Genomic DNA, 20,043 nt, shown 5'->3' on the forward strand with positions numbered 1-20,043 from the left:
CGAGAGACGCCATTCCCAACGGCTCAAAAGTGTCTAGGGAATCCGGGGCGATTCATAGAGACCACCTTCGAGTTCGCGAACCAATTCCAGGGTCCGCTGGCCGTGCCTAAGCGTTAAGCCAGTTTGCAAAGCGAATCGCATGGCAGCCCTCCTCGTTGTACATGGTGGGCAGGCGAACGATCGCATCGTCGCCGATGTCCAAGTCCGGGCAGACCTGCAATTGCTGGTGGCTGACCATGTGCAAGAGGGTCGCCTTCTGAACACCAAGGCCAAGAATGACTTGGATCGGCAGACCAGCTGCAACGCAGCGCAGCGCGCCGAGGACAAGCTCTTGCTCTGAATCTGGGTATCGACCCTTGGCATACCGACGGATCTGCTGTGCGCGCTGTGCACGGCTGTCGCGACGGAGCATCTTGTCGTGCGCGACGATCAGTTTGATTGAGTGCGAGGCAAGCTTGGCCTCGGCTTGTGCTAGTTTCTCGGCGAAGCCATCCAACTTGGACATGGGTTTCACCTCTACGACGACCTTTGAGCCGTCCTTGAACTGGACAAGGAAGTCAGGGGTGTAGCGGCCGGCTCCCAGTTCCAGCTGAAAGGGCTGATGCGTAATGGTCTTGAGCTGGGCAAATGCGAGCGCGACATAGACGAAGTCGCGCTCGAGCGAGCTGTCTGCCTCAATGACAGCCTGCTGCAGATGAGGCAAATGGATGGCGCGAACTGTGTGCCCCGGGGATCGGGTTACGACCTTCCGGGTAGATGAGGCCACGCCACTTGCATTGAGTGCGGCGTGCGAGGTCTTTCTTGACATAGGTACTCCTGTAGGGGTGAGGCAGGCCACGCGCGTAACAAAAAAGTTACGCGCGCAGCTTGACGTCGCCGCGGCCTCAGGAGTAAATTTGAGCTAAGGGGCCTGAATCCTTAGGTGGCTACTGCTGCTGCCGGCGACGCCGACTATTCGAAGGGATGGTCGGCTTTTCGTTTTTTTGGGGTGTTTTTCTCCTCTGCGACTGTGACTGGAATGTGCTCGTCAAGCGGGCACAGCTACTGTTGATCACTGGTACCTGGCTTGAGCCGCAGGGCAACGGCGATCTGGTGCGACTGGCCTCGCAGACATTTGCGTTTTCCCGCCAGAACCATTCTTGTCAGTTCCTTGCTGAAACCGTGTTGCCGGGCCCAGTCAGCGATGGTGGTCCCCGCCGCCACGAAGGCAGCTTTGGCTTCCGCCTCTGTCCTGAGCCCACTTTCTGGTGTTACGGAAGACGGCTGACCAGCTAGTTGCTTGTTCACTTGCATAGCCTGAAGCATGAATGCGGGGGGGTACAGCTAATTGGCTGGATTGTTCTTTTTTGTTCTGTCACTGCCTAGTCCGCACGAAAATCACGTCGCTATGAATTTCTCGACGTGTCCGCCCAGTGATGACCAAGCGATGGATCCAGCTTCGCAGCGCCGATCAAGGGGGCGACCCAAGCGGTCAACGCTCGAATCGCTTCGCGTAGCGCTAGCGTTCAATGTGCTTAAGCAGGAAAGCGGCCTCTCCTGGGTGCAGCTGGAGCGCGCCTACATCCAAGACACCAATCCAGTACGCTTCCTGACGATGGTTCGAAAACCAGATGCTTTTCTACGCTATGCGAGAGGGGGGCAGGTGCCGAAGGGGGTGGGGCACGAAGGCAGCCCAGTTAGTTGGGCTGCCGCACGCTATCCCATTTTTAGCCGCTGGCATGCCTCGCCATTCTTTGACGCGTTACTGCTCAATGAAGAGAGGGAAACACTGATCCAGTTCACCCGCGGGCTATGGGCGCAAAGAAGCATACGTGATGAAATCATCTATAAAACGATGCGGAAACCAGCCCTTGCAGTGAGGCTGCGGTTTCATGTCCCGATCTGGAGCTCGCCCAGGTGTGTTGTTACCCTCAGGCAGGTCGTTGACCTGGATGCTCTTTGCCTGATTCTGATTGCATTGAAAGCCAATTTAGGGCGCCCCGATGAACGTCAATGCTTGCTTATCTGTGCAGAGTGGCTGCAGAGTTGGTTCGAACAGTCTCAGCCGCACGAGCAGCTGAAGAAGATGATGCTGCAGGTGCTAGCCGCGCATGTACCCGCCTTGGCACGGTTATTCGCTGACCCATCACCATGGGACACACTCAAGGTGGATCTGGCAGATCCGTGCTTCCATTCCCGCTGGCCTGAAGAGCTCACCAGACCATAGCACTTCGATCAGGCGCCTGTGGCTACGGTATCCAGCGAGGCATGATTACTGAGGCACCTTTCTGCACAGGCTATATCAGAGCTTGGCCTTCTCCTCCGAACGCTTTTGCCGATCCTGGTTTTTCACCCCGTCCTGCCACGCCTTGACGAAAACCGGCGTCATGTAGCTGAGCTCCATCTGGAAACCCATGTGAGGCGCACTGATGTCGATGATGGCATCTGGAGCGCTGAACTGCGCGTACTGGTCCCCGACGAAAGGACGTGCTTGCTTGACCAGCTTGTACTTGCTGGCCAGCAGATTGAAGATGTCTTCGAATCGAGTCTTGCCCATGGTCATCAACACGCAGGCTAGCTTGCCTGAAGCGTCGAAGATGTACTGAACCGACTGCAGGCCTTCGATGCCGTAGTTGCCTTGCTGGACAAGCAGGGATTGCCCTTTGGTCCAACTGTTGATGCCGGCATCCTGCACCTTGCCAGCGGCAGATGCGATCTTGCGCACCTGCTCAACCGTAGACACCCCCACTTCGACATCAAGGACTTTGACGCCAGCTTGGGCGCAGACCCATAGCAGGCTTGCGACGACAAAGACCAGACAGCGCTTGACGGACATGGACCCTCCCTAGTTATCAAGGTGATTGCGCATAATTATGCGTGGCTTTTGATGATACATCAGCTGATCCTCAAGCCTATGTCGGGCGAGCCGAAGATCAGCAAAGGAAGGCCTTTCGGCTCACGCAGTTTCGAGCCCAAGTCCGTGCTCGCCTTCGGTCAGGTCGTGCGAGAACTGCGTCTAGTGGCGGGTGTATCGCAGGAGGATTTGGCCCATCGCTCCAGCCTGGAACGTGCGCATGTGGGGCGAATCGAGCGCGGGGAGAATCAGCCGACGCTGTGGGTGATTCTCAAATTGGCCGAAGGATTGGGCGTGACGCCTGGCGTGTTGTTGGACCAGACGGTGGGGAAGATGCGGAACGCCGATAGAGCTGCTTAGCCGACCCGCTCAATCCTTCCTTGAGTGCAGTTGTCTCGTCTGATCATGTAAGCGTCGTAGCACGCGAACCGACTGATCGCTGAAAGACAGCCCTTCTGCTGAAAGGTATTCAGCGGCGCAAATCACCTTCACGCAATGGCCAGCCCAGCTGCTCAGCTGTTTTGAGCATGATCCATATGCTTTGTTCGGCCGTGCACCATTTCTTGTTCAAGAGGCCCTGAAAAACGGCCTTCGCAGTGGCGCGCTGATCGCCTCCGAATTCGGCCAGTTTGCGCTGGCAGTACGGAGCCAATTGTGTGACCAGGTCATCGCACACCTCGAAAGCCGCAAGTACCTCAGAGGGTGACGTTCCCGGGGCGTAAAACTTCCCATCCTCCTGCACCAGGCTCAGCTTGGGTTGCGCACCACCTACCGCAGAAATCGTCGGCGTGATGGGAAAGTCATGTGGTATCTGCGGGTAGTCGGCACGATCGATGGGCATGTCCGTCGCTCCTTTGCGATGTTTCCAACATACGTTGCCTTGCTCTCAGGCATACGCGCCACTATGTGCTTGCGCCAACAACTGTGCGACCATCGCCTGGCCTTCTGCCGTGTCCATGAATTCGGCGGGTGTGCGCCCACCCAGAGCGGGCAGCACTTGCTCCAACCAGCCTGCCAACCATGCAGCCGCATCGAATGGCTCAGGCTCTCCTGATTCATGGACCATGAGCTGTACCTGTCCAATCATCCGAACCAAGCCCAGCACTCGGGAGGACTCGGACGTCGTCAGGGACCGCTGTTGCGCAACCTTGCGTTGCACACTGGCCTGCGAGAGGCCCAACGTGTCCGTCAATCGTTTTGGTGGAATGCGCATGTGCTCCGCCAGCTGGGCAATCACCTCAGCAGGAATGCCCAGCTTGACCATCTCCACCAAATCGAAGAGCGGCGTCTTATAGGCATCGACAAAGAGGCGCTCGTGCTGAGACGGCGAGCGGCCAGATGAGCGTAGCGAGGTGGGCCATGCAAACACCGCCATCGGATAACGGCTCGCTCGGCTATTGGAAGGGTTTCGCTTGGCCATTCCGATGACCCTTAGGGAGGATGTGGCCTGCATCATGCGTCCATCAAAGTCCCATTCTTGCGTATGACTCGTAGCCTCGGCAAGCCTTTGCTCCGCTACTTTGAGCAACTGCAGGTTGAAGATCCGGCTTGGCTATTTTTTGGCAAGGATGCCACCTATAGATTGCTGCCGTGGGCTGGCAGGCCATCCTGTCGGTAGGGGGCATGGAGTCGCTACCCCAGAGAACTGCGTGCGCCGTGAGGAGTCGAGGGGCAAGCCTTTCATGCGGCCGCACATTGCTGCAGCTTGTACCGTAGCTCACGCCGGACTTCAGGGTCGGACAGTCCGGTGGTGCCCTCGCAAGCTACCAAGTTACCGATGGCATCCTGGGGCCAGTACTCAATGTCATCGTCCAGGGCGACCCAGTGGCGCGGCTTTCTGCGCTGCACGTCGGCCAGGATCTGCATGCCACGCGGGGTGCTGCGGAACGATGCCAGGCTCCACGGATCGGCCCCATGGACACGCTTGTGGTACGTGCCTCCGATGAATCGCGCTCGCAGTTGCTCGGGCAGGCGCTGGAGCGTCTTGGCATAGCCGGGGCGGATACACCAAGTGCTGCTGAGCACCAGAGCCACAGAAGGGTGCGGGGCTAGTTCCTCTTCCAGGATAGGAAGCCACTCGAACAGCGCATGGTCTGTGGCCTTGTAGGGGCTCATGTAGATGCCGTGGCGGGGGTGCCAGAGCACGGCCTCGTGGTGAACCACGCCATCGAGGTCAAGGTACAGAACTACATCAGCGCTGCGAGGAGCGGAGGCCGGGATGTAGGGGGAAAGGGGGCCTGCGGGCGTGGTCGCCATGAGGGTATTTTCCGGCAACCGGCGGGACTCAGCATCTTGTGGAGTGACGTCGGAGGTCGTTTGGGCGATCTTCTACGAGAAATACAAGACTCAGTGAAAAAATCTTAGGAAAGTACAACACTCAGCGAAAAATCAGTACAAAGATGCGCCCCTCAAGTCGATCTAGGTAGTTGATTTTGCTAGTTGGCTAGTACAACGCTCAGTGCACATCGACAGCTGTCCGGTGTCCTGCCCGTTTATTCTTGTTCTTTTTGGCCTCCAGCGCTTATCAGGAAAGCGCAGGCAGCTATCAATTTTGATGAGGAAAACCCCATGGCCGGCGACGAAGCCACCATCGCCATCGTGACCACCACAGTCCCCAGCCAGGCCGACGCCCGCCGCCTGGCCGCGGCCGCCGTGCAGCAGCGCCTGGCGGCCTGCGTGCAGGTGGAGGCGATCGTCTCGCACTACGCCTGGCAGGGCAGCCAGTGCGAGGACGCCGAGTTGTGCCTGGTCTGCAAGACGCTGCCGGCGGCGGCCCCGGCGCTGCGCGCCTGGCTGCGCTCGCAGCACCCCTATGAGGTGCCGCAGCTGCTCACGCACACCGTGCAGGCTGAGGCCGACTACGCGCAGTGGATGGCGCAGCAGGTGGACGGGTAGGGCGGCGGCGTCCCAGGCCTCAGGCCAGCAGCGCCTGCGCGAATTCGCGGGCGTTGAAGGTTTCCAGGTCTTCCACGCGCTCGCCCACGCCGATGAAGTAGACGGGCACGGGACGTTCCTGCGCAATTGCCGCCAGCACGCCGCCCTTGGCCGTGCCGTCCAGCTTGGTGACGATCAGGCCCGTGAGCTGCAGCGCGTCGTCGAAGGCGCGCACCTGGGTCAGAGCGTTCTGGCCGGTGTTGCCGTCAATGACCAGCAGCACCTCGTGCGGCGCGCCGGCGTCGGCCTTGGTGATCACGCGGCGGATCTTCTGCAGCTCCTGCATCAGGTGCAGCTGCGTGGGTAGCCTGCCGGCGGTGTCCACCAGCACCACGTCCTTGCCGCGGGCGCGGCCGGCGCTCACGGCGTCGAAGCTGACGGCCGCCGGATCGCCCCCTTCCTGGCTGACGATCTCCACCGTATTGCGCGTGGCCCACACGCCCAGCTGCTCGCGCGCCGCGGCGCGGAAGGTGTCGGCCGCGGCCAGCAGCACGCTCTGGCCGTGGTCGGCCAAGTGCTTGGTCAGCTTGCCGATGGAGGTGGTCTTGCCCGCGCCGTTCACGCCGGCAACCATGACCACGGTGGGCGTGTGCTCGCCGATGATCAGGGGCTTTTCCAGCGGGCGCAGCAGGTCGGCCAGGGCGTCGGCCAGCAGCGCCTTGACGGCGGCGGGTTCGGTGGTCTTGGTTTCCTTCACCCGGCGCTTGAGGTCTTCCAGCAAGTGCTGCGTGGCCTTGACGCCAGTGTCGGCCATCAGCAGGGCTTCCTCCAGCTCCTCGTACAGCGCGTCGTTGATCTGCGTGCCGGTGAAGACGGTGGTGATGCTGGTGCCAGTCTTCTTCAACCCGGTCTTCAGGCGCTCCACCCAGTGCTGGCGCGCAGTGCCTGCGGGCAAGGGCTTGTCCACGGGCTCGGCCACGGCCGGCGGGGCGCTCGGGGCGCCGGCGCCAAACGACTTGCGCAGCCAAGCCATGGCGCCGCCGCTCTCAGGCTCAGCAGGCGCAGCAGGCGCTGCTGGCGCGATAGGCGCCGCTTCAGGAACAGGTGCGGCGGCCGGGGCGGGCGGCGGGGGCGCCTCGGCGGGGGTGACGGGGGGTGTTTTTTTCTTGAAGAAGCTGAACATTGGCGGGTTCTTAGAATCGCAGCCATTCTATGAAACGCGCTCTTTCCCTCCTTGCCCTGCTGGCGGGCATGCATGCCCTGGCCCAGCAACCCGCTCCCACCGCGCCCGTCCACACGCCGGCGTCCGAATCGGCCAAGGCCACGGGCGCGCAGCAGTTCACCTTGAAGAACGGCATGCAGCTCATTGTGCAGCCCGACCGGCGCGCGCCCACGGCGGTGCACATGGTGTGGCTGCGCGTGGGCTCCATGGACGAGGTGGACGGCACCTCGGGCGTGGCCCACGTGCTGGAGCACATGATGTTCAAGGGCACCAAGACGCTGCCCCCGGGCGAGTTCTCGCGCCGCGTGGCGGCCCTGGGGGGGCAGGAGAACGCCTTCACCAGCCGCGACTACACGGGCTACTACCAGCAGATCCCTGCCAGCCGGCTGGAGGACGTGATGCGGCTCGAATCCGACCGCTTCGCTCACAACCAGTGGCCGGACGAGGAGTTCAAGCGCGAACTGGAAGTGGTCAAGGAGGAGCGCCGCATGCGCACCGAGGACCAGCCGCGCGCCTCGCTCATCGAGCAGCTGTACGCCAGCACCTTCATCGCCTCGCCCTACCGCCGCCCCGTGGTGGGTTGGATGAGCGATCTGGATTCCATGACGCCCGAGGACGCGCGCGCCTTCTACGCGCGCTGGTATGTGCCGGCCAACGCCGTGATCGTGGTGGCGGGCGATGTGGAGCCGGCCCAGGTGCTGGCCTTGGCGCAAAAGACCTACGGCGCCATTCCCGCGCGCGCCGTGCCGCCGCGCAAGCCGCGCGAGGAGCCTGAGCAAAAGGGCATGCGCCGCATCGAGTTCAAGGCCCCGGCCGACCAGGCCTACGTGGCACTTGCCTTTCGCGTGCCCGGCCTGCGGCGGGTGAACGAGCTGGCTGCCACCGACCGCGACGCGCTGGCGCTGATGGCGCTGTCGGCCGTGCTCAGCGGCTATGACGGCGCGCGGCTGCAGCGCGCGCTGACCCAGGGGCCCGACCGCGTCGCCGACAACGCCGGCAGTGACGCCTCCGTCGTCGGGCGCGGGCCGTCGCTGTTCCTGCTCAGCGGCGTGCCCGCCGCGGGTAAAAGCGCGCAGGACGTGGAAACTGCCCTGCGCGCCGAGGTGGCGCGCGTGGCGCGCGAGGGCATTGGCGCGGCCGAGCTGTCGCGCGTGACCACGCAATGGGCGGCCGGCACCATCTATGCCCGCGACTCGCTGCAGTCCCAGGCCAGCGACCTGGGCCACAACTGGGTGCAGGGCCTGCCGCTGGACGCGGACGAACGCCTGCTGCAGCTGCTGCGCGGCGTGACGCCCGCAGAGGTGCAGTCCGTGGCCGCGCGCTACTTCGGCGACGACCAGCTGACCGTCGCCACCCTGGTGCCCCAGCCCATGGCCGCCCGCCCCCGCAAGCCCGCTCCGGACGCCGCCGCGCCCGAAGGCCGCTTGCACTGACACGAAAGAACAAGGGCGCCTGCCATGTCTCTTCTGAAAACTATCAAAACAATAGCTGCTCGCACTTGTCTGGTAAGCGTTGGAGCCATTTTTTATACCCAATCGGCCTGGGCGCTGCTGCCCATTGAACACTGGAGCGAGCCCAGCGGCGCGCGTGTCTGGCTGGTGCAAAGCCCGGCCATTCCCATGGTGGATGTGCAGGTGGACTTCGACGCCGGTACGCGCCGCGACCCGGCGGCGCAGGCCGGCCTGGCGAGTGCCTTCGCTTTGATGAGCGGCAAGGGTGTGCTGGCCGGTGGCGCGGACGAGCCGGCGCTGGACGAGAACGACTTGGGCGAGGCCTGGGCCGACCTGGGCGCGAGTTTTGACGCCGGCGCCGAGCGTGATGGCCTGGCGTTTTCGCTGCGCTCGCTGACCGAGGCCGACTTGCTGGAGCGCGCCGCCCGCCTGGCCGCGCGCCAGCTGGGCCAGCCCAGCCTGCCGGCCGCCGTCTGGCAGCGCGAGCGCGCCCGCTGGCAGGCCAGCATCCGCGAGGCCGATACCCGCCCCGGCACGGTGGCCGCCAAGGCCTTCGGCAAGGCCGTCTTCGGCAGCCACCCTTACGGCCAGTTCGCCACCGCGCAGACGCTCTCGGCCATCGAGGTGGCCGACCTGCAGGCCTTCCAGTCGCGCTACCTGCAGGCCTGCCGCGCCCGCGTGTCCATCGTCGGCGCCGTCACCCGCGCGCAGGCGCAGGGCCTGGTGCAGACCCTGCTGTCGCGTCTGCCCGCCGGCAATGCCGCCGCCTGCGCGCCGCTGCCCGAGGTGGCGCCGGTACAGCCCCTGACGCAGCCCGTGCAGGAGGACATCCCGTTTGCCTCGGCCCAGGCGCACGTGCTCATCGGCCAGCCCGGCTTCGTGCGCAAGGACCCGGACTTCCTGGCGCTGCTGGTGGGCAACCACATCCTGGGCGGCGGCGGCTTCACCTCGCGCCTGACGAACGAGGTGCGCGAAAAGCGCGGCCTGACCTACGGCGTGTACAGCCAGTTCAGCCCCGGGTTGAACGCCGGCGCCTTCGCCATCGGGTTGCAGACGCGGCCCGACCAGGCCGCCCAGGCTGTGCAGCTGACGCGCGAGGTGCTGGCGCGCTTCGTCGCCGAAGGCCCGACGGAGGCCGAGCTGCGCGCCGCCAAGGACAACCTGGTGGGCGGCTTCGCGTTGCGCATCGACAGCAACCGCAAGCTGCTGGGCAACGTGGTCAACATCGCCTGGAACGACCTGCCGCTGGACTACCTGGAGCACTGGACCGACCGCGTGGAGGCGATCACCGTGGCCGACATCCGCGCCGCCATGCAGCGCAAGCTGCAGCCCGACCGCATGGTCACGGTCATCGTCGGCGCGCAGCAGCCGGGGGCCAAGCCATGAGCGGCGCACGCAAAGCCACGCCGTCGGCCAAGCCGCGCCCGCCCGCTCGTGCGCCGGGCGGCGTGCCGGGCGAGATCCGCATCATCGGCGGGCAGTGGAAGCGCAGCCGCCTGCCCGTGGCCGACCGGCCCGGCCTGCGCCCCACGCCCGATCGCGTGCGCGAGACGCTGTTCAACTGGCTGGGCCAGGACCTGTCCGGCTGGCACTGCCTAGATGCCTTCGCCGGCACCGGTGCCCTGGGGCTGGAGGCGGCGTCGCGCGGCGCCGCCAGTGTGCTGCTGGTCGAGCACGACGCTGCCCTGGCCGCCCAGCTGCGCCGTGCGGCCGAGCGCCTGGGGGCAACCACCGTGCGCGTGCAGCGCGGCGACGGCCTGGCGGCGCTGGGAACCTGCGCGCCGGCCAGCCTGCACCTGGCGCTGATCGACCCGCCCTTCGGACAGGCGGAGTTCTTCGAGCCGGCCCTGCGCGCGGCGGCCCGCGCCATCGCGCCGGAAGGTTTCGTCTATCTGGAGGCGCCTGCCGCCTGGAGCGACGAGGCGCTCGCGCCGCTGGGACTGCAGGTGCACCGCCACCTGAAGGCCGGGGCGGTGCATGCGCACCTGCTGCGGCCCGGCGCATAGAGCGGTCGGCATAATCCTCCGGCACCAGCTATAGGAACAGGAGAACCACCGCCATGGCGCACGTGCTTGCCGTCTATCCCGGAACCTTCGACCCCATCACCCTGGGGCATGAAGACGTCGTGCGCCGCGCCGTGCAGCTGTTTGATGAGGTCGTGGTGGCGGTGGCAGCCGGCCACCACAAGAAGACGCTGTTCTCGCTGGAGGAGCGCATCGCCATGGTGCGCGAAGCGGTGGCGCCCTATCCGCAGGTCAAGGTGGAGAGTTTTTCCGGGTTGATGCGCGATTTCATCGTGCAGCGCGGCGCCAAGGCCATGGTGCGCGGTCTGCGCGCGGTGACCGACTTCGACTACGAGTTCCAGCTGGCCGGTATGAACCGCCACCTGATGCCCGAGGTGGAGACGGTGTTCCTCACGCCCAGCGACAAGTACCAGTTCATCAGCAGCACCTTCGTGCGCGAGATCGCCTCGCTGGGCGGCGAAGTGGACAAGTTTGTCTCGACCCAGGTCGAGCAGCGCCTGCGCGACAAGCTGCGTGCAGCCTAAGGGTCGATTCGGATAAAAAAACGCCACCCCAAGGGGTGGCGTTCTGCTAGTCGAGCTGTGTGCCGTTTACGGGCGAACCACAACGCTGTTGCGCACGTCGCGGACATGCTTGGTGTTGCGTGCAATGGCTTCAGCGCGGTCCTTTTCCGCTTGCGTCTTGGCGAAACCCGACAGCTGCACCGTGCCGTTGAGCGTCTCCACGCTGATGGAGGTGGCGGACACAGACTTGTCCTCCGCCATCTTGGCCTTGATGGCGGTGGTGATGCCGGCGTCGTCCACGTAGGAGCCAACGGTCTGCTGGTTGCGGGCCACGGAGCAGCCGGTGGAAACGATGGTGGCGCCTGCCAGCATGGCAAAGGCAATGGCACGTGCGTATTTCATGGTTCTGGTTCCTTGTCGGTTTGAAAAGACACGGGTGCTTGGGGTTTCCGCCTCGGCCTGTTGCACCCTCCGCTGGCCGGACAGCTTGGTTTTCTAGATAAAAAGATCAGCGCTGCAGCCAGTCCCTGATCTCGTCGGCGTGCTCCTCTTCGTCAGCCAAGATGCCTTCCAGCATGCGCCGCGTGGTGGGATCCTTGTCGCCGATCAGCTCCACCATCTGACGGTATGACTCCACAGCAATGCGCTCGGCCACCAGATTGGCATGCAACATGTCGCGCAGGTTCGACGACTCGTCGTAGTCGGCGTGGCTGCGTTCCAGCAGCGTATTGGGCGAGAAGTCGGGCGAGCCGCCCAGTTGCACGATGCGTTCGGCGATCAGGTCGGCATGGGCCGCTTCCTCGTTGGCATGCACCAGCAGCTCCTCTGCGATGGCGGGGGACTCCAGACCCTCGGCCGTGAAGTAGTGCCGCTTGTAGCGCAGCACGCAGACCAGCTCCGTTGCCAGGGCGCTGTTGAGCAGCTTGATGATGTCCTCGCGCCAAGGGCCATAGCCGGGGGTGACGGGACCTTCATCCAGATCGGCGGTAGCCGCCTTGCGCAGTGCTTCCTCGTCCAGTTTCAGGGGCACGTATTGCCCGTTGGCGGCAGCGTCTGCGCCGACCGTTTTTTCGTGGGTTTCGTTCATTGGTATATGCCTCGCCAGGGGTATGAGAGACGAGGCCTTAGCGGTCGCTGCGGCGCGTCATCATCAGTGCCGTAGCCACGGCGGCACCAGCGGCGGCGGCCATCAGCAGCGAACGGCCGGGCTGGTCCGACACGTAGCGGCAGGTGGCCTCGGCAGCCTGGTTGAATTGGCGCCGCGCACGCTCGCTGGTCTCGGCGGCGTAGTTGATGCTGCGGCTGGCGAATTCCTGAGCGCGGGCGGCCATGTCGTCGATGGCCGGGTTGACCTCGTCGCGCAGGCGCTGCACGCCGCTTTCCGCCTTGTCGAGCGCATCGTTGGCCATGCGGCGGGTGGACTCCACAGCCTGCTCGGCGCTGCTTGTCATGCTGTCGGCAGCGTCGCGCGCCGTTGCAGCGGCCTTCTGGGTGGCGTTTTCCACGTTGTTCTGTGTGTTCATGGATGGTTCCTCGCTATGTCGTTGGTGGTTAGGAGACAGGCTGCTGTGGAGGTCAGCCCCTGCGCATCAGGCTCAGGATGAAGGTCACCACAGCCATGATCACGAAGACGAAGAACAGCACCTTGGCGATGCCCACGGCGCCCGCCGCAATGCCGCCGAAGCCGAAGAGGGCGGCCACCAGGGCGATGACCAGAAAAACCACTGCGTAATGCAACATGAGACCTCCTGTTTGTCTTTGCCAGACACCCGGTGCGGTGGGTGTGTGATGGGACTGTAGGAGTGGTCAAAAGCCGCAGGCGCCAGTGGCGGGCGTGCGGCTGTGTAGGACGCTGCCGCCGCGCAGCGGCACGCCCTTTGCAAGGGTCAAGAAGCCTTTGCGGGGATCGGGGTGACGTGCGGCAGCACGGCGCTGACGAGCGTGCCCTCGCCCGGTGCCGAGCTGACGGTGAGGCGCCCGCCTTCGGTTTCCACACGGTGGCGCATGCCGCGCAGACCGTGTGCTTCGGCGCCCACGGCCGCGGTGTCGAAGCCCGCGCCGTCGTCGCGCACCTGCACCGAGACGTGGTTGGCGTAGTTGTCCACGGACACCAGCACGTGGGCGGGATTTGCGTACTTGCCGATGTTGGTCAGTGCCTCCTGTACCAGCCGGTAGACGGTGAGCTGGGCCGATTCGGACAGCTGCACCTGCTCCAGCCGCACTTGCACGGGGATGCCACTGCGTTCGGAGAACTCCCGCGCCAGGATCTCCAACGATGCGGTCAGGCCGAGGTTGGACAGCGACGAGGGGCGCAGGTCTTCGATGATGCGCCGCTTGAGCGCGATGCCGCTGTTGAGCGTATCGACCAGGTGCTGGAGCCGCTCGGCGCTTTCGGGCGTGAGAGGCTCCAGGCGGGCCTTCAGGCGCGCCACGTCCAGCTTGGCCGCGGTAAGCAGGGCGCCCAGTTCGTCGTGCAGTTCACGCGCCAGGTGGGCGCGCTCCTCTTCGCGCACCTGCTGCAGATGGTGCGCCAGCTCCGACAGCGAGGCCGTGCGTTCGCGCACCAGTTGCTCCAGCCGGTCGCGTTCGCGTGCCAGGACCCGCTGCTCACGCTCGTCGGCCTCGCGCAGCGCGCGGCTGTTGCGCAGGTACAGGTAGAACGCCAGCAGTCCCACGGCCGCCGCGGTGGCGATGCCCATGCGCGACAGCGTCAGCGAGTGCAGGATCTCCTCGGTGCTGTGCATGGTCTGCTGCGTGCTGCGCTCCAGCATGCGCGTGGCAACGCCGCGGATGGCGTCCATGTCCTCACGCCCCGCGTCGGTGGACAGGACGAAGCGCCACGCCTCGGCTTCCTGGTCCTGGTCACGCAGTTTCAGCGTCAACTCCATCTCGGAGAGCTTGCGCTCGATCAGCTGCGACAGCTCTGCCAAGTCCTTTTGGCCGACATAGGAGCCCTGCAGAGTCCGCACGCTGGCGTTGATGGTGGAGACGGCCTGTTCGTAAGGGCGCAAGTAACTTTTGTCACCAGTCAGCAGATAACCACGCAGACCCGTCTCGGCGTTGAGCATGCCCTGCAGCACCTGGTCCAGAGAGGCGCGTGCCGTATGAGAGCGCCCCAGGGCTTCTACCGCCTCGGCAGAACGCTTGTAGCCCATCTCGTTGACACCCACCAGGACCAGCACCGCCAGCAATGCCAGCGGCAGGCTCACGGCAATCGTGCGCAGCCGAGCCCAGTTCATATCGGGCCTTCTTCAGAATGCAGCGGGGCAGAGGGTAGAAAGTGCATATCATTGACCTGCGCTGCCATGCTAGCTGCAAGCGCGTGGCGGCAAGCGCACCTGAAACCATATCTCACGCGGGAACCTTCGGGTAGCCCAAGAAAGAAGGCTCAATGATCAATATAGGCATTGTGGATGACCATGCAATCGTGCGTTCGGGATTGCGCCAGTTCCTGTCGGAGCACGTGGATCTACGTATCGTGGGCGAGGCGTCCAACGGCCGGGAGGCCATCGACCTGGTGCGTGCCCACGAGATCGACGTGCTGGTGATGGACCTGTCCATGCCGGGGCAGAGTGGACTGGACGCGCTGGCCATGCTGCGCGCCAAGGCGCCGGACATGGGCATCCTCATCCTGAGCGGCTACCCTGAGGAGCACTACGCCATCAGCCTGATTCGCCAGGGTGCCAGCGGCTACCTGAACAAGGAGTGCGAGCCCAAGGAGATAGTGGAAGCCATCCGCACCATCTCGTTGGGCCGGCGCTATCTGACGCCCGCCGTGGCCGATCTGCTGGCCCAGCAGCTCAACCGCAAGGACGATGCGCCGCCGCACGAGCAGCTCTCCGAGCGCGAATTCCAGGTGTTCCTCAAGCTGGCCAAGGGCGAGACCGCGGGTGAGATCGCCAAGGCACTGTCGCTGAGCGTCAAGACCGTGAGCACCTACCGCACGCGGTTGATGGAGAAGATGGGCTTGTCTTCCAATAGCGACCTGACCTACTACGCCCTGAAGAACAAGCTGATTGATTGATCACTGAAGGGGGCCGCAGGCCCCTCAAGCAAAAGGGCCAGCATGCGCTGGCCCTTTTGCTTGAATGCAGACGTTCTAGCCAGCCATGCTTCTGGAAGGGGCTTGCTGAGGGGGCTGCTGAGACGTCTGAGACGCGCCGTGGGCGATGCAGTAGTCCACCAGAGCTTCGATCTCATTGGATTTATCGAAGACCGCGTCCACGCCCAACTGGGCGCATCGCATGCGCACGTCCGGCGTGGCGTAGTTGCTGAGCACCACCATTTTCTGGCTGGACAGACGGTTGCGGCAGGCTGCCAGCACACCCAGGCCGCTGCCCTGGCGCAGAAAGAGATCAACGATGGCCAGATCCCACTGCGAAGCATGCGCGGCGAGCCAGGCCTTGCCATCGTCTTCAGTTTCGGCAATGCCGACGGGTTCGATTTGCGCCAGCTCTTGCAGCGCGCCGATCAGGTTCTCTCGGATGGTGGCGTTGTCTTCGACGATGTACGTACGCAATTTCACAGGGCTCCCTTTCGGTCCGCCATCGAGGCGGCGAACCTTGTCCCAATGTAGAGACGGGTTGGCGGGGATTTTGCCAGTGGCGGCTTGCTGGCCTCGTAGGAGACGGGCTACCGCGGTTCAGTGTGGTGCGTGTGACACACGGGGCATTGTGGATCGCGCGCCACGCGAACCTGTGTCCACTCCATGCTGCGCCCGTCCAGCAGCAGCAGGCGTCCCGTCAGGGGCTGGCCCATGCCCACGATCAGCTTGAGAGCCTCGGCCGCCTGCATGGTGCCGATGATGCCCACCATGGGGGCGAACACGCCCATGGTGGAGCACTGCACTTCCTCGAACTGCGCCTCGGGAGAGAACAGGCAGGCATAGCAGGGCGAGCCCTCGCCACGCGGGTCGTACACCGAAACCTGCCCGTCCAGGCGAATGGCCGCGCCCGCCACCAGCGGTCGGCCCGCGCGCACGCAGGCGGCGTTGATAGCCTGGCGCGTGCGGTAGTTGTCGGTGCAGTCCAGCACTACGTCGGCCTGCCGGGCCAGGCGCACCAGCGCCGCCTCGTCCACCCGTTCGCGCACCAGGTTCAGGCGCACGTCGGGGTTGATGGCCCGCACGGCCTGGGCGGCCGATTCCACCTTGGGCAGGCCCACGCGCGCCGTGGTGTGGGCGATCTGACGCTGCAGGTTGGTCAGGTCCACCACGTCGTCGTCCACCAGGGTCAGCGTGCCCACGCCGGCCGAGCCCAGGAACAGCGCCGCGGGCGAGCCCAGACCGCCCGCACCCACGATCAGCACGTGGGCGGCCAGGATGCGCTCCTGCCCCTCGATGCCGATCTCGTCGAGCATGATGTGGCGCGAGTAGCGCAGAAGCTGTTCGTCGGTCATGGTGCAAACACGGAAAAAGAAAAAAGGCCGGGCCTGCGGCAGGTCCGGCCTGGTGGTGCGCGTGGGCGCAGGAAGGCGTCAGTTCTCCTTGGGCTCTTCCTTGCGCTCCGTCAGCGTCTTGCTGGCGACCACGGTGCGGCCCTTGAGCTGGTTCAGCGCCTGGGCCAGCTGGAAGTCCTTGTCCGTACCGAACTCGGGCAGCTTGCGTTCGGCCAGGGGCTTCTTGGCTTCTTCCTCCAGCCGCTTGCGGGCTTCCTCGCGGGCCTTCTCGCGCGCCGGGTTCTGGGCTTCCTCGCCCTGGCCGCTGGACAGGTGCTTTTCCAGGTCGGCCTCGCGCATGCGCAGCGAGGCGAACAGGTCGCCCTCGGCCGTCTCGTCCAGCATCACGTCGGGCACGATGCCCTTGGCCTGGATGGATTTGCCGCTGGGCGTGTAGTAGCGCGCCGTGGTCAGCTTGATGCCCGTGTCGGGGCCCAGCGGGCGCACCGTTTGCACCGAGCCCTTGCCGAAGGTCTGGCTGCCCATGACGGTGGCGCGCTTGTGGTCCTGCAGCGCGCCGGCCACGATCTCGCTGGCGGAGGCCGAGCCTTCGTTGACCAGCACCACCAGCGGCACCTTCTTCAAGGCTGCGGGCAGGCGCTTGAGCGGGTCGCCCTGGCCGCGGCGGGCGTAGAACTCGGGCGAGGCCTTGAAGGTCGCCTTGCTCTCGGCGAGCTGGCCGTTGGTGGAAACCACGGTCACGTCCTCCGGCAGGAAGGCGGCCGAGATGGCCACGGCCGCGTCCAGCAGGCCGCCCGGATCGTTGCGCAGGTCCAGCACCAGGCCCTTGAGGTTGGGGTCCTGCTTGTAGACCTCCTCGACCTTGCGCACGAAGTCGTCCACCGTGCGCTCCTGGAACTGCGACAGGCGGATCCAGGCGTAGCCGGGCTCGACGATCTTGCCCTTGACGGACTGGGTCTTGATCTCCTCGCGCGTGATGGTCACCGGGAAGCTGCGGCTTTCGTCGCGGCGCAGGATGGTCAGCGTGACTTGCGTGTTGGGCTCGCCGCGCATGCGCTTGACGGCATCGCTCAGCGACAGGCCCTTGACGGCCGTGTCGTCGATTTTCGTGATCAGGTCGTTGGTCTTGAGACCGGCGCGGAAGGCGGGCGAACCCTCGATGGGCGAGACCACGCGGATCAGCCCGTCTTCCTGTGTGATCTCGATGCCCACGCCGACGAATCGGCCGGTGGTGCCCTCGCGGAATTCCTTGAACGACTTCTTGTCGAAATACTGCGAGTGCGGGTCCAGGCTGGAGACCATGCCCGAGATGGCATCGGTGATCAGCTTTTTGTCATCGACCGGCTCGACGTAGTCGGTCTTGATCAGACCGAACACGGCCGACAGCTGCTGGATTTCCTCCAGCGGCAGCGGCGTCATGGCGCCGCGCGCCACCGTTTGCAGCGAGACGGTGGTCAGCGCCCCGGCCAGGGCACCGGCTGAAATCCATCCGACGATCTTGAGTTTTTGGCCCATTGCACACCTCTGGCGCCTGATGCGAGCGCCTCAATTCAATATACCGCTTGGAGAAAGCCCCGTGCTGCCGGTTCCCAGGGGTTTGCGCTGTGTCGTCAGGCCTTGCCCTGGGAGGCCACGGCTGCAGCGGCGCGCGCGGCGGCTTCGGCGTCACCCAGGTAGTAGCTGCGCAGGGGCTTCAGGTCGGCGTCCAGTTCGTAGATCAGCGGGATGCCGTTGGGAATGTTCAGACCCACGATGTCGGCGTCGGAGATGCCGTCCAGGTACTTGACCAAGGCGCGGATGGAGTTGCCATGCGCGGCGATCAGCACCCGCTGGCCGGCGCGGATGGCCGGGGCGACGGTCTCGTCCCAGTAGGGCAGCACACGCGCCACCGTGTCTTTGAGGCACTCGGTCAGCGGCACCTGGCCTGGTGCCAGCTGGGCATAGCGGATGTCGCCGCGCTCGCTGCGCGGGTCGCCGGCCTCCAGCGCCGGCGGCGGCGTGTCGTAGCTGCGGCGCCAGACCAGCACCTGCTCGTCGCCGTACTGCTTGGCCGTCTCAGCCTTGTTCAGGCCCTGCAGGGCGCCGTAGTGGCGCTCGTTCAGGCGCCAGCTGTGATGCACGGGCAGCCAGGTGCGGTCCATGGCGTCCAGGCAGTGCCACAGCGTGTGGGTGGCGCGCTTGAGCACGCTGGTGTGGCACTGGTCGAACTCGAAACCCTCGGCGCTCAGCAGCCGGCCGGCGTTCTTGGCCTGCTCGATGCCCGTTGCCGTCAGCTCCACGTCCGTCCAGCCGGTGAAACGGTTTTCCAGGTTCCAGGTGGATTCGCCATGGCGGATCAAAACGAGCTTGTGCATTGGTGTCCTTGGGGCCTTCGGGTCAAAACCCGTCATTCTAGAATCCAGGGTTTGCTCTCTCCTGGGACACCCCGTGAATTTCGTTCTCGACAACTGGTATTTGATCTTCATCGCGCTGGCCTCGGGCGGGCTGCTGCTGGTGCCCGTGCTGCGCGGCGCCACCGCCGGCGGCGTGAGCGCAGCCCAGGCCGTGCAGCTCATCAACCGCGAAAAGGCGGTGGTGATCGACGTCTGCGAGCCCGAGGAATACGCTGCCGGCCACGTGGGCGGCGCCAAGAACGTGCCGCTCGGCCAGTTGCAGGAGCGCCTGCCGCAGGTCGTCAAGAACAAGGCCGTGCCGCTGGTGCTGGTGTGCGCCAAGGGTCCGCGCTCGGCGCGCGCCGCCGCCATCGCCAAGTCGCTGGGCTACGACAGGGCCCAGCCCCTCAGCGGCGGCCTGGCCGCCTGGCGCGAAGCCGGCATGCCGGTTGAAAAAGGCTGACCCCGCCTGCACCTGCCCTTTCGTGCAACGCTCATACAAGGACCCGCCCATGCAAGCCGTCAAGATGTACACCACCGCCGTCTGCCCCTATTGCATCCGCGCCAAGCAGCTTTTGAAAGCCAAGGGCGTGGAGCAGATCGAGGAGATCCGCGTGGACACCGACCCCAGCGCGCGCCAGCACATGATGGACATCACCGGCCGGCGCACCGTGCCGCAGATCTTCATCGGCGACAACCACGTGGGTGGCTTCGACGACCTGGCGGCCCTCGACGGCCGCGGCGGCCTGACGCCCCTGCTGCAGGGCTGAGCCGCTAACGGCCATTGCATAATGGCAGCCCTGTCGCCCGCTGCGGGAGCTTCCTCCCGGGCGGGCTTTGTTTTGATTTGACCGGACATTTCCCCGACCATGGCCACCGAAGAAACCCCCGTGTTCCAGATCCAGCGCGTGTACCTGAAGGACCTGTCGCTGGAGCAGCCCAACTCGCCGACCATCCTGCTGGAGCAGGAGCAGCCGAGCGTGGACATCCAGCTGGGCGTCGAGGCCACTCCCGTGGTGGACGGCATCTTTGAAGTCGCCGTCACCGCCACCGTGCAGACCAAGATCAAGGACAAGACCGTGTTCCTGGTCGAGGCCAAGCAGGCCGGCATCTTCGAGATCCGCAACGTGCCCGAGGACCAGATGGGCGTGGTGATCGGCGTGGCCTGCCCGCAGATCGTCTACCCCTACCTGCGAGGCAACGTGGCGGACGTCATCACCCGCGCCGGCTTCCCGCCCGTGCACCTGGCCGAAATCAACTTCCAGGCCATGTACGAGCAGCAGCAGGCCGCCGCGGCCGAGGCCGCCGGCAACACGGCCCAGTAAGCAGACGGGGACGGCCTTGCCGCCTGCCCTGGCGGCGCGGCC

Annotated in this window: 27 protein-coding genes; 11 read left to right on the forward strand and 16 right to left on the reverse strand. The window is 64.9% G+C overall.

Annotated elements, in window-relative coordinates; translation table 11 throughout:
* Positions 1-106 precede the first annotated feature (106 nt).
* Both RT282_RS15815 and RT282_RS15820 read right to left on the reverse strand, forming a co-directional pair.
* Positions 107-808: a TnsA endonuclease N-terminal domain-containing protein gene (locus RT282_RS15815; protein WP_313315841.1), complete on the reverse strand. Its 702-nt coding sequence runs from the start codon at positions 806-808 to the stop codon at positions 107-109.
* A 233-nt stretch (positions 809-1,041) separates the two neighbouring features.
* Positions 1,042-1,293 (reverse strand): DNA-binding protein, encoded by a 252-nt coding sequence (locus tag RT282_RS15820; protein ID WP_313315843.1) that lies wholly within the window; start codon positions 1,291-1,293, stop codon positions 1,042-1,044.
* Between the two features lie 94 nt (positions 1,294-1,387).
* Between RT282_RS15820 and RT282_RS15825 the strand changes: the two genes are divergently transcribed.
* Positions 1,388-2,206: a hypothetical protein gene (locus RT282_RS15825; protein WP_313315845.1), complete on the forward strand. Its 819-nt coding sequence runs from the start codon at positions 1,388-1,390 to the stop codon at positions 2,204-2,206.
* 75 nt (positions 2,207-2,281) lie between these two features.
* Here RT282_RS15825 and RT282_RS15830 read toward each other — a convergent pair whose 3' ends face one another.
* Positions 2,282-2,815 carry a hypothetical protein gene (locus RT282_RS15830; protein ID WP_313315847.1) on the reverse strand — a complete coding sequence of 178 codons (534 nt, stop codon included), beginning with the start codon at positions 2,813-2,815 and terminating at the stop codon, positions 2,282-2,284.
* Between the two features lie 51 nt (positions 2,816-2,866).
* Here RT282_RS15830 and RT282_RS15835 point away from each other — a divergent pair, with 51 nt between their 5' ends.
* The gene (locus RT282_RS15835; protein WP_313315849.1) at positions 2,867-3,193 is read left to right on the forward strand and encodes a helix-turn-helix transcriptional regulator; all 327 of its coding nucleotides are present in this window, start codon (positions 2,867-2,869) and stop codon (positions 3,191-3,193) included.
* Between the two features lie 109 nt (positions 3,194-3,302).
* On the opposite strand, the gene RT282_RS15840 is transcribed toward RT282_RS15835, so the two are convergent.
* The 3 genes from RT282_RS15840 to RT282_RS15850 form a co-directional block, all read right to left on the reverse strand.
* Positions 3,303-3,674: a hypothetical protein gene (locus RT282_RS15840; protein ID WP_313315851.1), complete on the reverse strand. Its 372-nt coding sequence runs from the start codon at positions 3,672-3,674 to the stop codon at positions 3,303-3,305.
* A 45-nt stretch (positions 3,675-3,719) separates the two neighbouring features.
* A complete protein-coding gene (locus tag RT282_RS15845) occupies positions 3,720-4,253 on the reverse strand; it encodes an antitoxin Xre/MbcA/ParS toxin-binding domain-containing protein (RefSeq protein ID WP_313315853.1) in 534 nt (177 codons plus the stop codon).
* A 260-nt stretch (positions 4,254-4,513) separates the two neighbouring features.
* Positions 4,514-5,089, reverse strand: a complete 576-nt coding sequence (locus tag RT282_RS15850; RefSeq protein WP_313315855.1) for an HAD domain-containing protein — start codon at positions 5,087-5,089, stop codon at positions 4,514-4,516.
* 312 nt (positions 5,090-5,401) lie between these two features.
* Here RT282_RS15850 and cutA point away from each other — a divergent pair, with 312 nt between their 5' ends.
* A complete protein-coding gene (gene cutA, locus RT282_RS15855; protein ID WP_313315857.1) occupies positions 5,402-5,728 on the forward strand; it encodes a divalent cation tolerance protein CutA in 327 nt (108 codons plus the stop codon).
* Positions 5,729-5,747: 19 nt separating this feature from the next.
* On the opposite strand, the gene ftsY is transcribed toward cutA, so the two are convergent.
* Positions 5,748-6,890, reverse strand: coding sequence for a signal recognition particle-docking protein FtsY (gene ftsY / locus RT282_RS15860; protein ID WP_313315859.1), 1,143 nt, complete (start codon positions 6,888-6,890; stop codon positions 5,748-5,750).
* Between the two features lie 29 nt (positions 6,891-6,919).
* Here ftsY and RT282_RS15865 point away from each other — a divergent pair, with 29 nt between their 5' ends.
* From RT282_RS15865 to coaD, 4 genes are read left to right on the forward strand one after another with little or no spacing between them, the layout of a single operon-like run.
* The gene (locus RT282_RS15865) at positions 6,920-8,362 is read left to right on the forward strand and encodes a pitrilysin family protein (protein ID WP_313315861.1); all 1,443 of its coding nucleotides are present in this window, start codon (positions 6,920-6,922) and stop codon (positions 8,360-8,362) included.
* A gap of 24 nt (positions 8,363-8,386) precedes the next feature.
* Complete coding sequence (locus RT282_RS15870; RefSeq protein ID WP_409519500.1) at positions 8,387-9,766, forward strand: M16 family metallopeptidase; 1,380 nt, start codon at positions 8,387-8,389, stop codon at positions 9,764-9,766.
* Positions 9,763-10,386: a 16S rRNA (guanine(966)-N(2))-methyltransferase RsmD gene (rsmD, locus tag RT282_RS15875; protein WP_313315863.1), complete on the forward strand. Its 624-nt coding sequence runs from the start codon at positions 9,763-9,765 to the stop codon at positions 10,384-10,386. The genes RT282_RS15870 and rsmD overlap by 4 nt, the downstream gene beginning before the upstream one ends.
* A gap of 53 nt (positions 10,387-10,439) precedes the next feature.
* Positions 10,440-10,928: a pantetheine-phosphate adenylyltransferase gene (gene coaD / locus RT282_RS15880; protein WP_312306470.1), complete on the forward strand. Its 489-nt coding sequence runs from the start codon at positions 10,440-10,442 to the stop codon at positions 10,926-10,928.
* Between the two features lie 66 nt (positions 10,929-10,994).
* On the opposite strand, the gene RT282_RS15885 is transcribed toward coaD, so the two are convergent.
* The 5 genes from RT282_RS15885 to RT282_RS15905 all read right to left on the reverse strand — a co-directional run bounded on the left by RT282_RS15885 (position 10,995) and on the right by RT282_RS15905 (position 14,146).
* On the reverse strand, positions 10,995-11,309 hold the full coding sequence (locus tag RT282_RS15885; protein WP_312306468.1) for a BON domain-containing protein: 315 nt from the start codon (positions 11,307-11,309) through the stop codon (positions 10,995-10,997).
* 106 nt (positions 11,310-11,415) lie between these two features.
* Positions 11,416-11,994: a bacterioferritin gene (locus tag RT282_RS15890; RefSeq protein ID WP_312306466.1), complete on the reverse strand. Its 579-nt coding sequence runs from the start codon at positions 11,992-11,994 to the stop codon at positions 11,416-11,418.
* A 37-nt stretch (positions 11,995-12,031) separates the two neighbouring features.
* Entirely contained in the window at positions 12,032-12,430 is a 399-nt protein-coding gene (locus tag RT282_RS15895; RefSeq protein ID WP_312306464.1) for a hypothetical protein, read from the reverse strand.
* Positions 12,431-12,482: 52 nt separating this feature from the next.
* Entirely contained in the window at positions 12,483-12,647 is a 165-nt protein-coding gene (locus RT282_RS15900) for a DUF1328 domain-containing protein (protein ID WP_106845612.1), read from the reverse strand.
* A 146-nt stretch (positions 12,648-12,793) separates the two neighbouring features.
* A complete protein-coding gene (locus RT282_RS15905; protein ID WP_313315867.1) occupies positions 12,794-14,146 on the reverse strand; it encodes a CHASE3 domain-containing protein in 1,353 nt (450 codons plus the stop codon).
* 152 nt (positions 14,147-14,298) lie between these two features.
* Here RT282_RS15905 and RT282_RS15910 point away from each other — a divergent pair, with 152 nt between their 5' ends.
* Entirely contained in the window at positions 14,299-14,931 is a 633-nt protein-coding gene (locus tag RT282_RS15910) for a response regulator transcription factor (protein ID WP_312306456.1), read from the forward strand.
* A 75-nt stretch (positions 14,932-15,006) separates the two neighbouring features.
* Here RT282_RS15910 and RT282_RS15915 read toward each other — a convergent pair whose 3' ends face one another.
* From RT282_RS15915 to gpmA, 4 genes are all read right to left on the reverse strand, one after another.
* A complete protein-coding gene (locus tag RT282_RS15915) occupies positions 15,007-15,432 on the reverse strand; it encodes a response regulator (RefSeq protein WP_313315869.1) in 426 nt (141 codons plus the stop codon).
* A 107-nt stretch (positions 15,433-15,539) separates the two neighbouring features.
* The gene (locus tag RT282_RS15920; protein WP_313315871.1) at positions 15,540-16,304 is read right to left on the reverse strand and encodes a molybdopterin-synthase adenylyltransferase MoeB; all 765 of its coding nucleotides are present in this window, start codon (positions 16,302-16,304) and stop codon (positions 15,540-15,542) included.
* 78 nt (positions 16,305-16,382) lie between these two features.
* Positions 16,383-17,819, reverse strand: a complete 1,437-nt coding sequence (locus RT282_RS15925; protein WP_312759121.1) for a S41 family peptidase — start codon at positions 17,817-17,819, stop codon at positions 16,383-16,385.
* 95 nt (positions 17,820-17,914) lie between these two features.
* Complete coding sequence (gene gpmA / locus RT282_RS15930; RefSeq protein WP_312759123.1) at positions 17,915-18,658, reverse strand: 2,3-diphosphoglycerate-dependent phosphoglycerate mutase; 744 nt, start codon at positions 18,656-18,658, stop codon at positions 17,915-17,917.
* Positions 18,659-18,731: 73 nt separating this feature from the next.
* On the opposite strand from gpmA, the gene RT282_RS15935 reads away from it, so the two are divergent.
* The 3 genes from RT282_RS15935 (at position 18,732) to secB (ending at position 20,001) form a co-directional block, all read left to right on the forward strand.
* Positions 18,732-19,139, forward strand: coding sequence for a rhodanese-like domain-containing protein (locus RT282_RS15935; RefSeq protein WP_313315873.1), 408 nt, complete (start codon positions 18,732-18,734; stop codon positions 19,137-19,139).
* 49 nt (positions 19,140-19,188) lie between these two features.
* On the forward strand, positions 19,189-19,446 hold the full coding sequence (gene grxC, locus RT282_RS15940; RefSeq protein WP_312306444.1) for a glutaredoxin 3: 258 nt from the start codon (positions 19,189-19,191) through the stop codon (positions 19,444-19,446).
* A 99-nt stretch (positions 19,447-19,545) separates the two neighbouring features.
* Positions 19,546-20,001 (forward strand): protein-export chaperone SecB, encoded by a 456-nt coding sequence (gene secB / locus RT282_RS15945; RefSeq protein WP_312306442.1) that lies wholly within the window; start codon positions 19,546-19,548, stop codon positions 19,999-20,001.
* The last annotated feature ends 42 nt before the right edge of the window (positions 20,002-20,043 follow it).

The organism is Pulveribacter sp., assembly GCF_032079985.1.
GTDB lineage: Bacteria > Pseudomonadota > Gammaproteobacteria > Burkholderiales > Burkholderiaceae_C > Melaminivora.

Coding starts and splice junctions, on each gene's coding strand:
- cutA (WP_313315857.1), top strand. CDS start 5,402: ATGGCCGGCGACGAAGCCACCATCGCCATCGTGACCACCACAGTCCCC.
- RT282_RS15840 (WP_313315851.1), bottom strand. CDS start 3,674: ATGCCCATCGATCGTGCCGACTACCCGCAGATACCACATGACTTTCCC.
- RT282_RS15885 (WP_312306468.1), bottom strand. CDS start 11,309: ATGAAATACGCACGTGCCATTGCCTTTGCCATGCTGGCAGGCGCCACC.
- coaD (WP_312306470.1), top strand. CDS start 10,440: ATGGCGCACGTGCTTGCCGTCTATCCCGGAACCTTCGACCCCATCACC.
- RT282_RS15920 (WP_313315871.1), bottom strand. CDS start 16,304: ATGACCGACGAACAGCTTCTGCGCTACTCGCGCCACATCATGCTCGAC.
- RT282_RS15850 (WP_313315855.1), bottom strand. CDS start 5,089: ATGGCGACCACGCCCGCAGGCCCCCTTTCCCCCTACATCCCGGCCTCC.
- RT282_RS15815 (WP_313315841.1), bottom strand. CDS start 808: ATGTCAAGAAAGACCTCGCACGCCGCACTCAATGCAAGTGGCGTGGCC.
- RT282_RS15910 (WP_312306456.1), top strand. CDS start 14,299: ATGATCAATATAGGCATTGTGGATGACCATGCAATCGTGCGTTCGGGA.
- RT282_RS15870 (WP_409519500.1), top strand. CDS start 8,387: ATGTCTCTTCTGAAAACTATCAAAACAATAGCTGCTCGCACTTGTCTG.
- RT282_RS15925 (WP_312759121.1), bottom strand. CDS start 17,819: ATGGGCCAAAAACTCAAGATCGTCGGATGGATTTCAGCCGGTGCCCTG.
- secB (WP_312306442.1), top strand. CDS start 19,546: ATGGCCACCGAAGAAACCCCCGTGTTCCAGATCCAGCGCGTGTACCTG.
- RT282_RS15890 (WP_312306466.1), bottom strand. CDS start 11,994: ATGAACGAAACCCACGAAAAAACGGTCGGCGCAGACGCTGCCGCCAAC.
- RT282_RS15865 (WP_313315861.1), top strand. CDS start 6,920: ATGAAACGCGCTCTTTCCCTCCTTGCCCTGCTGGCGGGCATGCATGCC.
- RT282_RS15900 (WP_106845612.1), bottom strand. CDS start 12,647: ATGTTGCATTACGCAGTGGTTTTTCTGGTCATCGCCCTGGTGGCCGCC.
- rsmD (WP_313315863.1), top strand. CDS start 9,763: ATGAGCGGCGCACGCAAAGCCACGCCGTCGGCCAAGCCGCGCCCGCCC.
- grxC (WP_312306444.1), top strand. CDS start 19,189: ATGCAAGCCGTCAAGATGTACACCACCGCCGTCTGCCCCTATTGCATC.
- RT282_RS15825 (WP_313315845.1), top strand. CDS start 1,388: ATGAATTTCTCGACGTGTCCGCCCAGTGATGACCAAGCGATGGATCCA.
- gpmA (WP_312759123.1), bottom strand. CDS start 18,658: ATGCACAAGCTCGTTTTGATCCGCCATGGCGAATCCACCTGGAACCTG.
- RT282_RS15895 (WP_312306464.1), bottom strand. CDS start 12,430: ATGAACACACAGAACAACGTGGAAAACGCCACCCAGAAGGCCGCTGCA.
- ftsY (WP_313315859.1), bottom strand. CDS start 6,890: ATGTTCAGCTTCTTCAAGAAAAAAACACCCCCCGTCACCCCCGCCGAG.
- RT282_RS15820 (WP_313315843.1), bottom strand. CDS start 1,293: ATGCAAGTGAACAAGCAACTAGCTGGTCAGCCGTCTTCCGTAACACCA.
- RT282_RS15905 (WP_313315867.1), bottom strand. CDS start 14,146: ATGAACTGGGCTCGGCTGCGCACGATTGCCGTGAGCCTGCCGCTGGCA.
- RT282_RS15835 (WP_313315849.1), top strand. CDS start 2,867: ATGATACATCAGCTGATCCTCAAGCCTATGTCGGGCGAGCCGAAGATC.
- RT282_RS15845 (WP_313315853.1), bottom strand. CDS start 4,253: ATGGCCAAGCGAAACCCTTCCAATAGCCGAGCGAGCCGTTATCCGATG.
- RT282_RS15830 (WP_313315847.1), bottom strand. CDS start 2,815: ATGTCCGTCAAGCGCTGTCTGGTCTTTGTCGTCGCAAGCCTGCTATGG.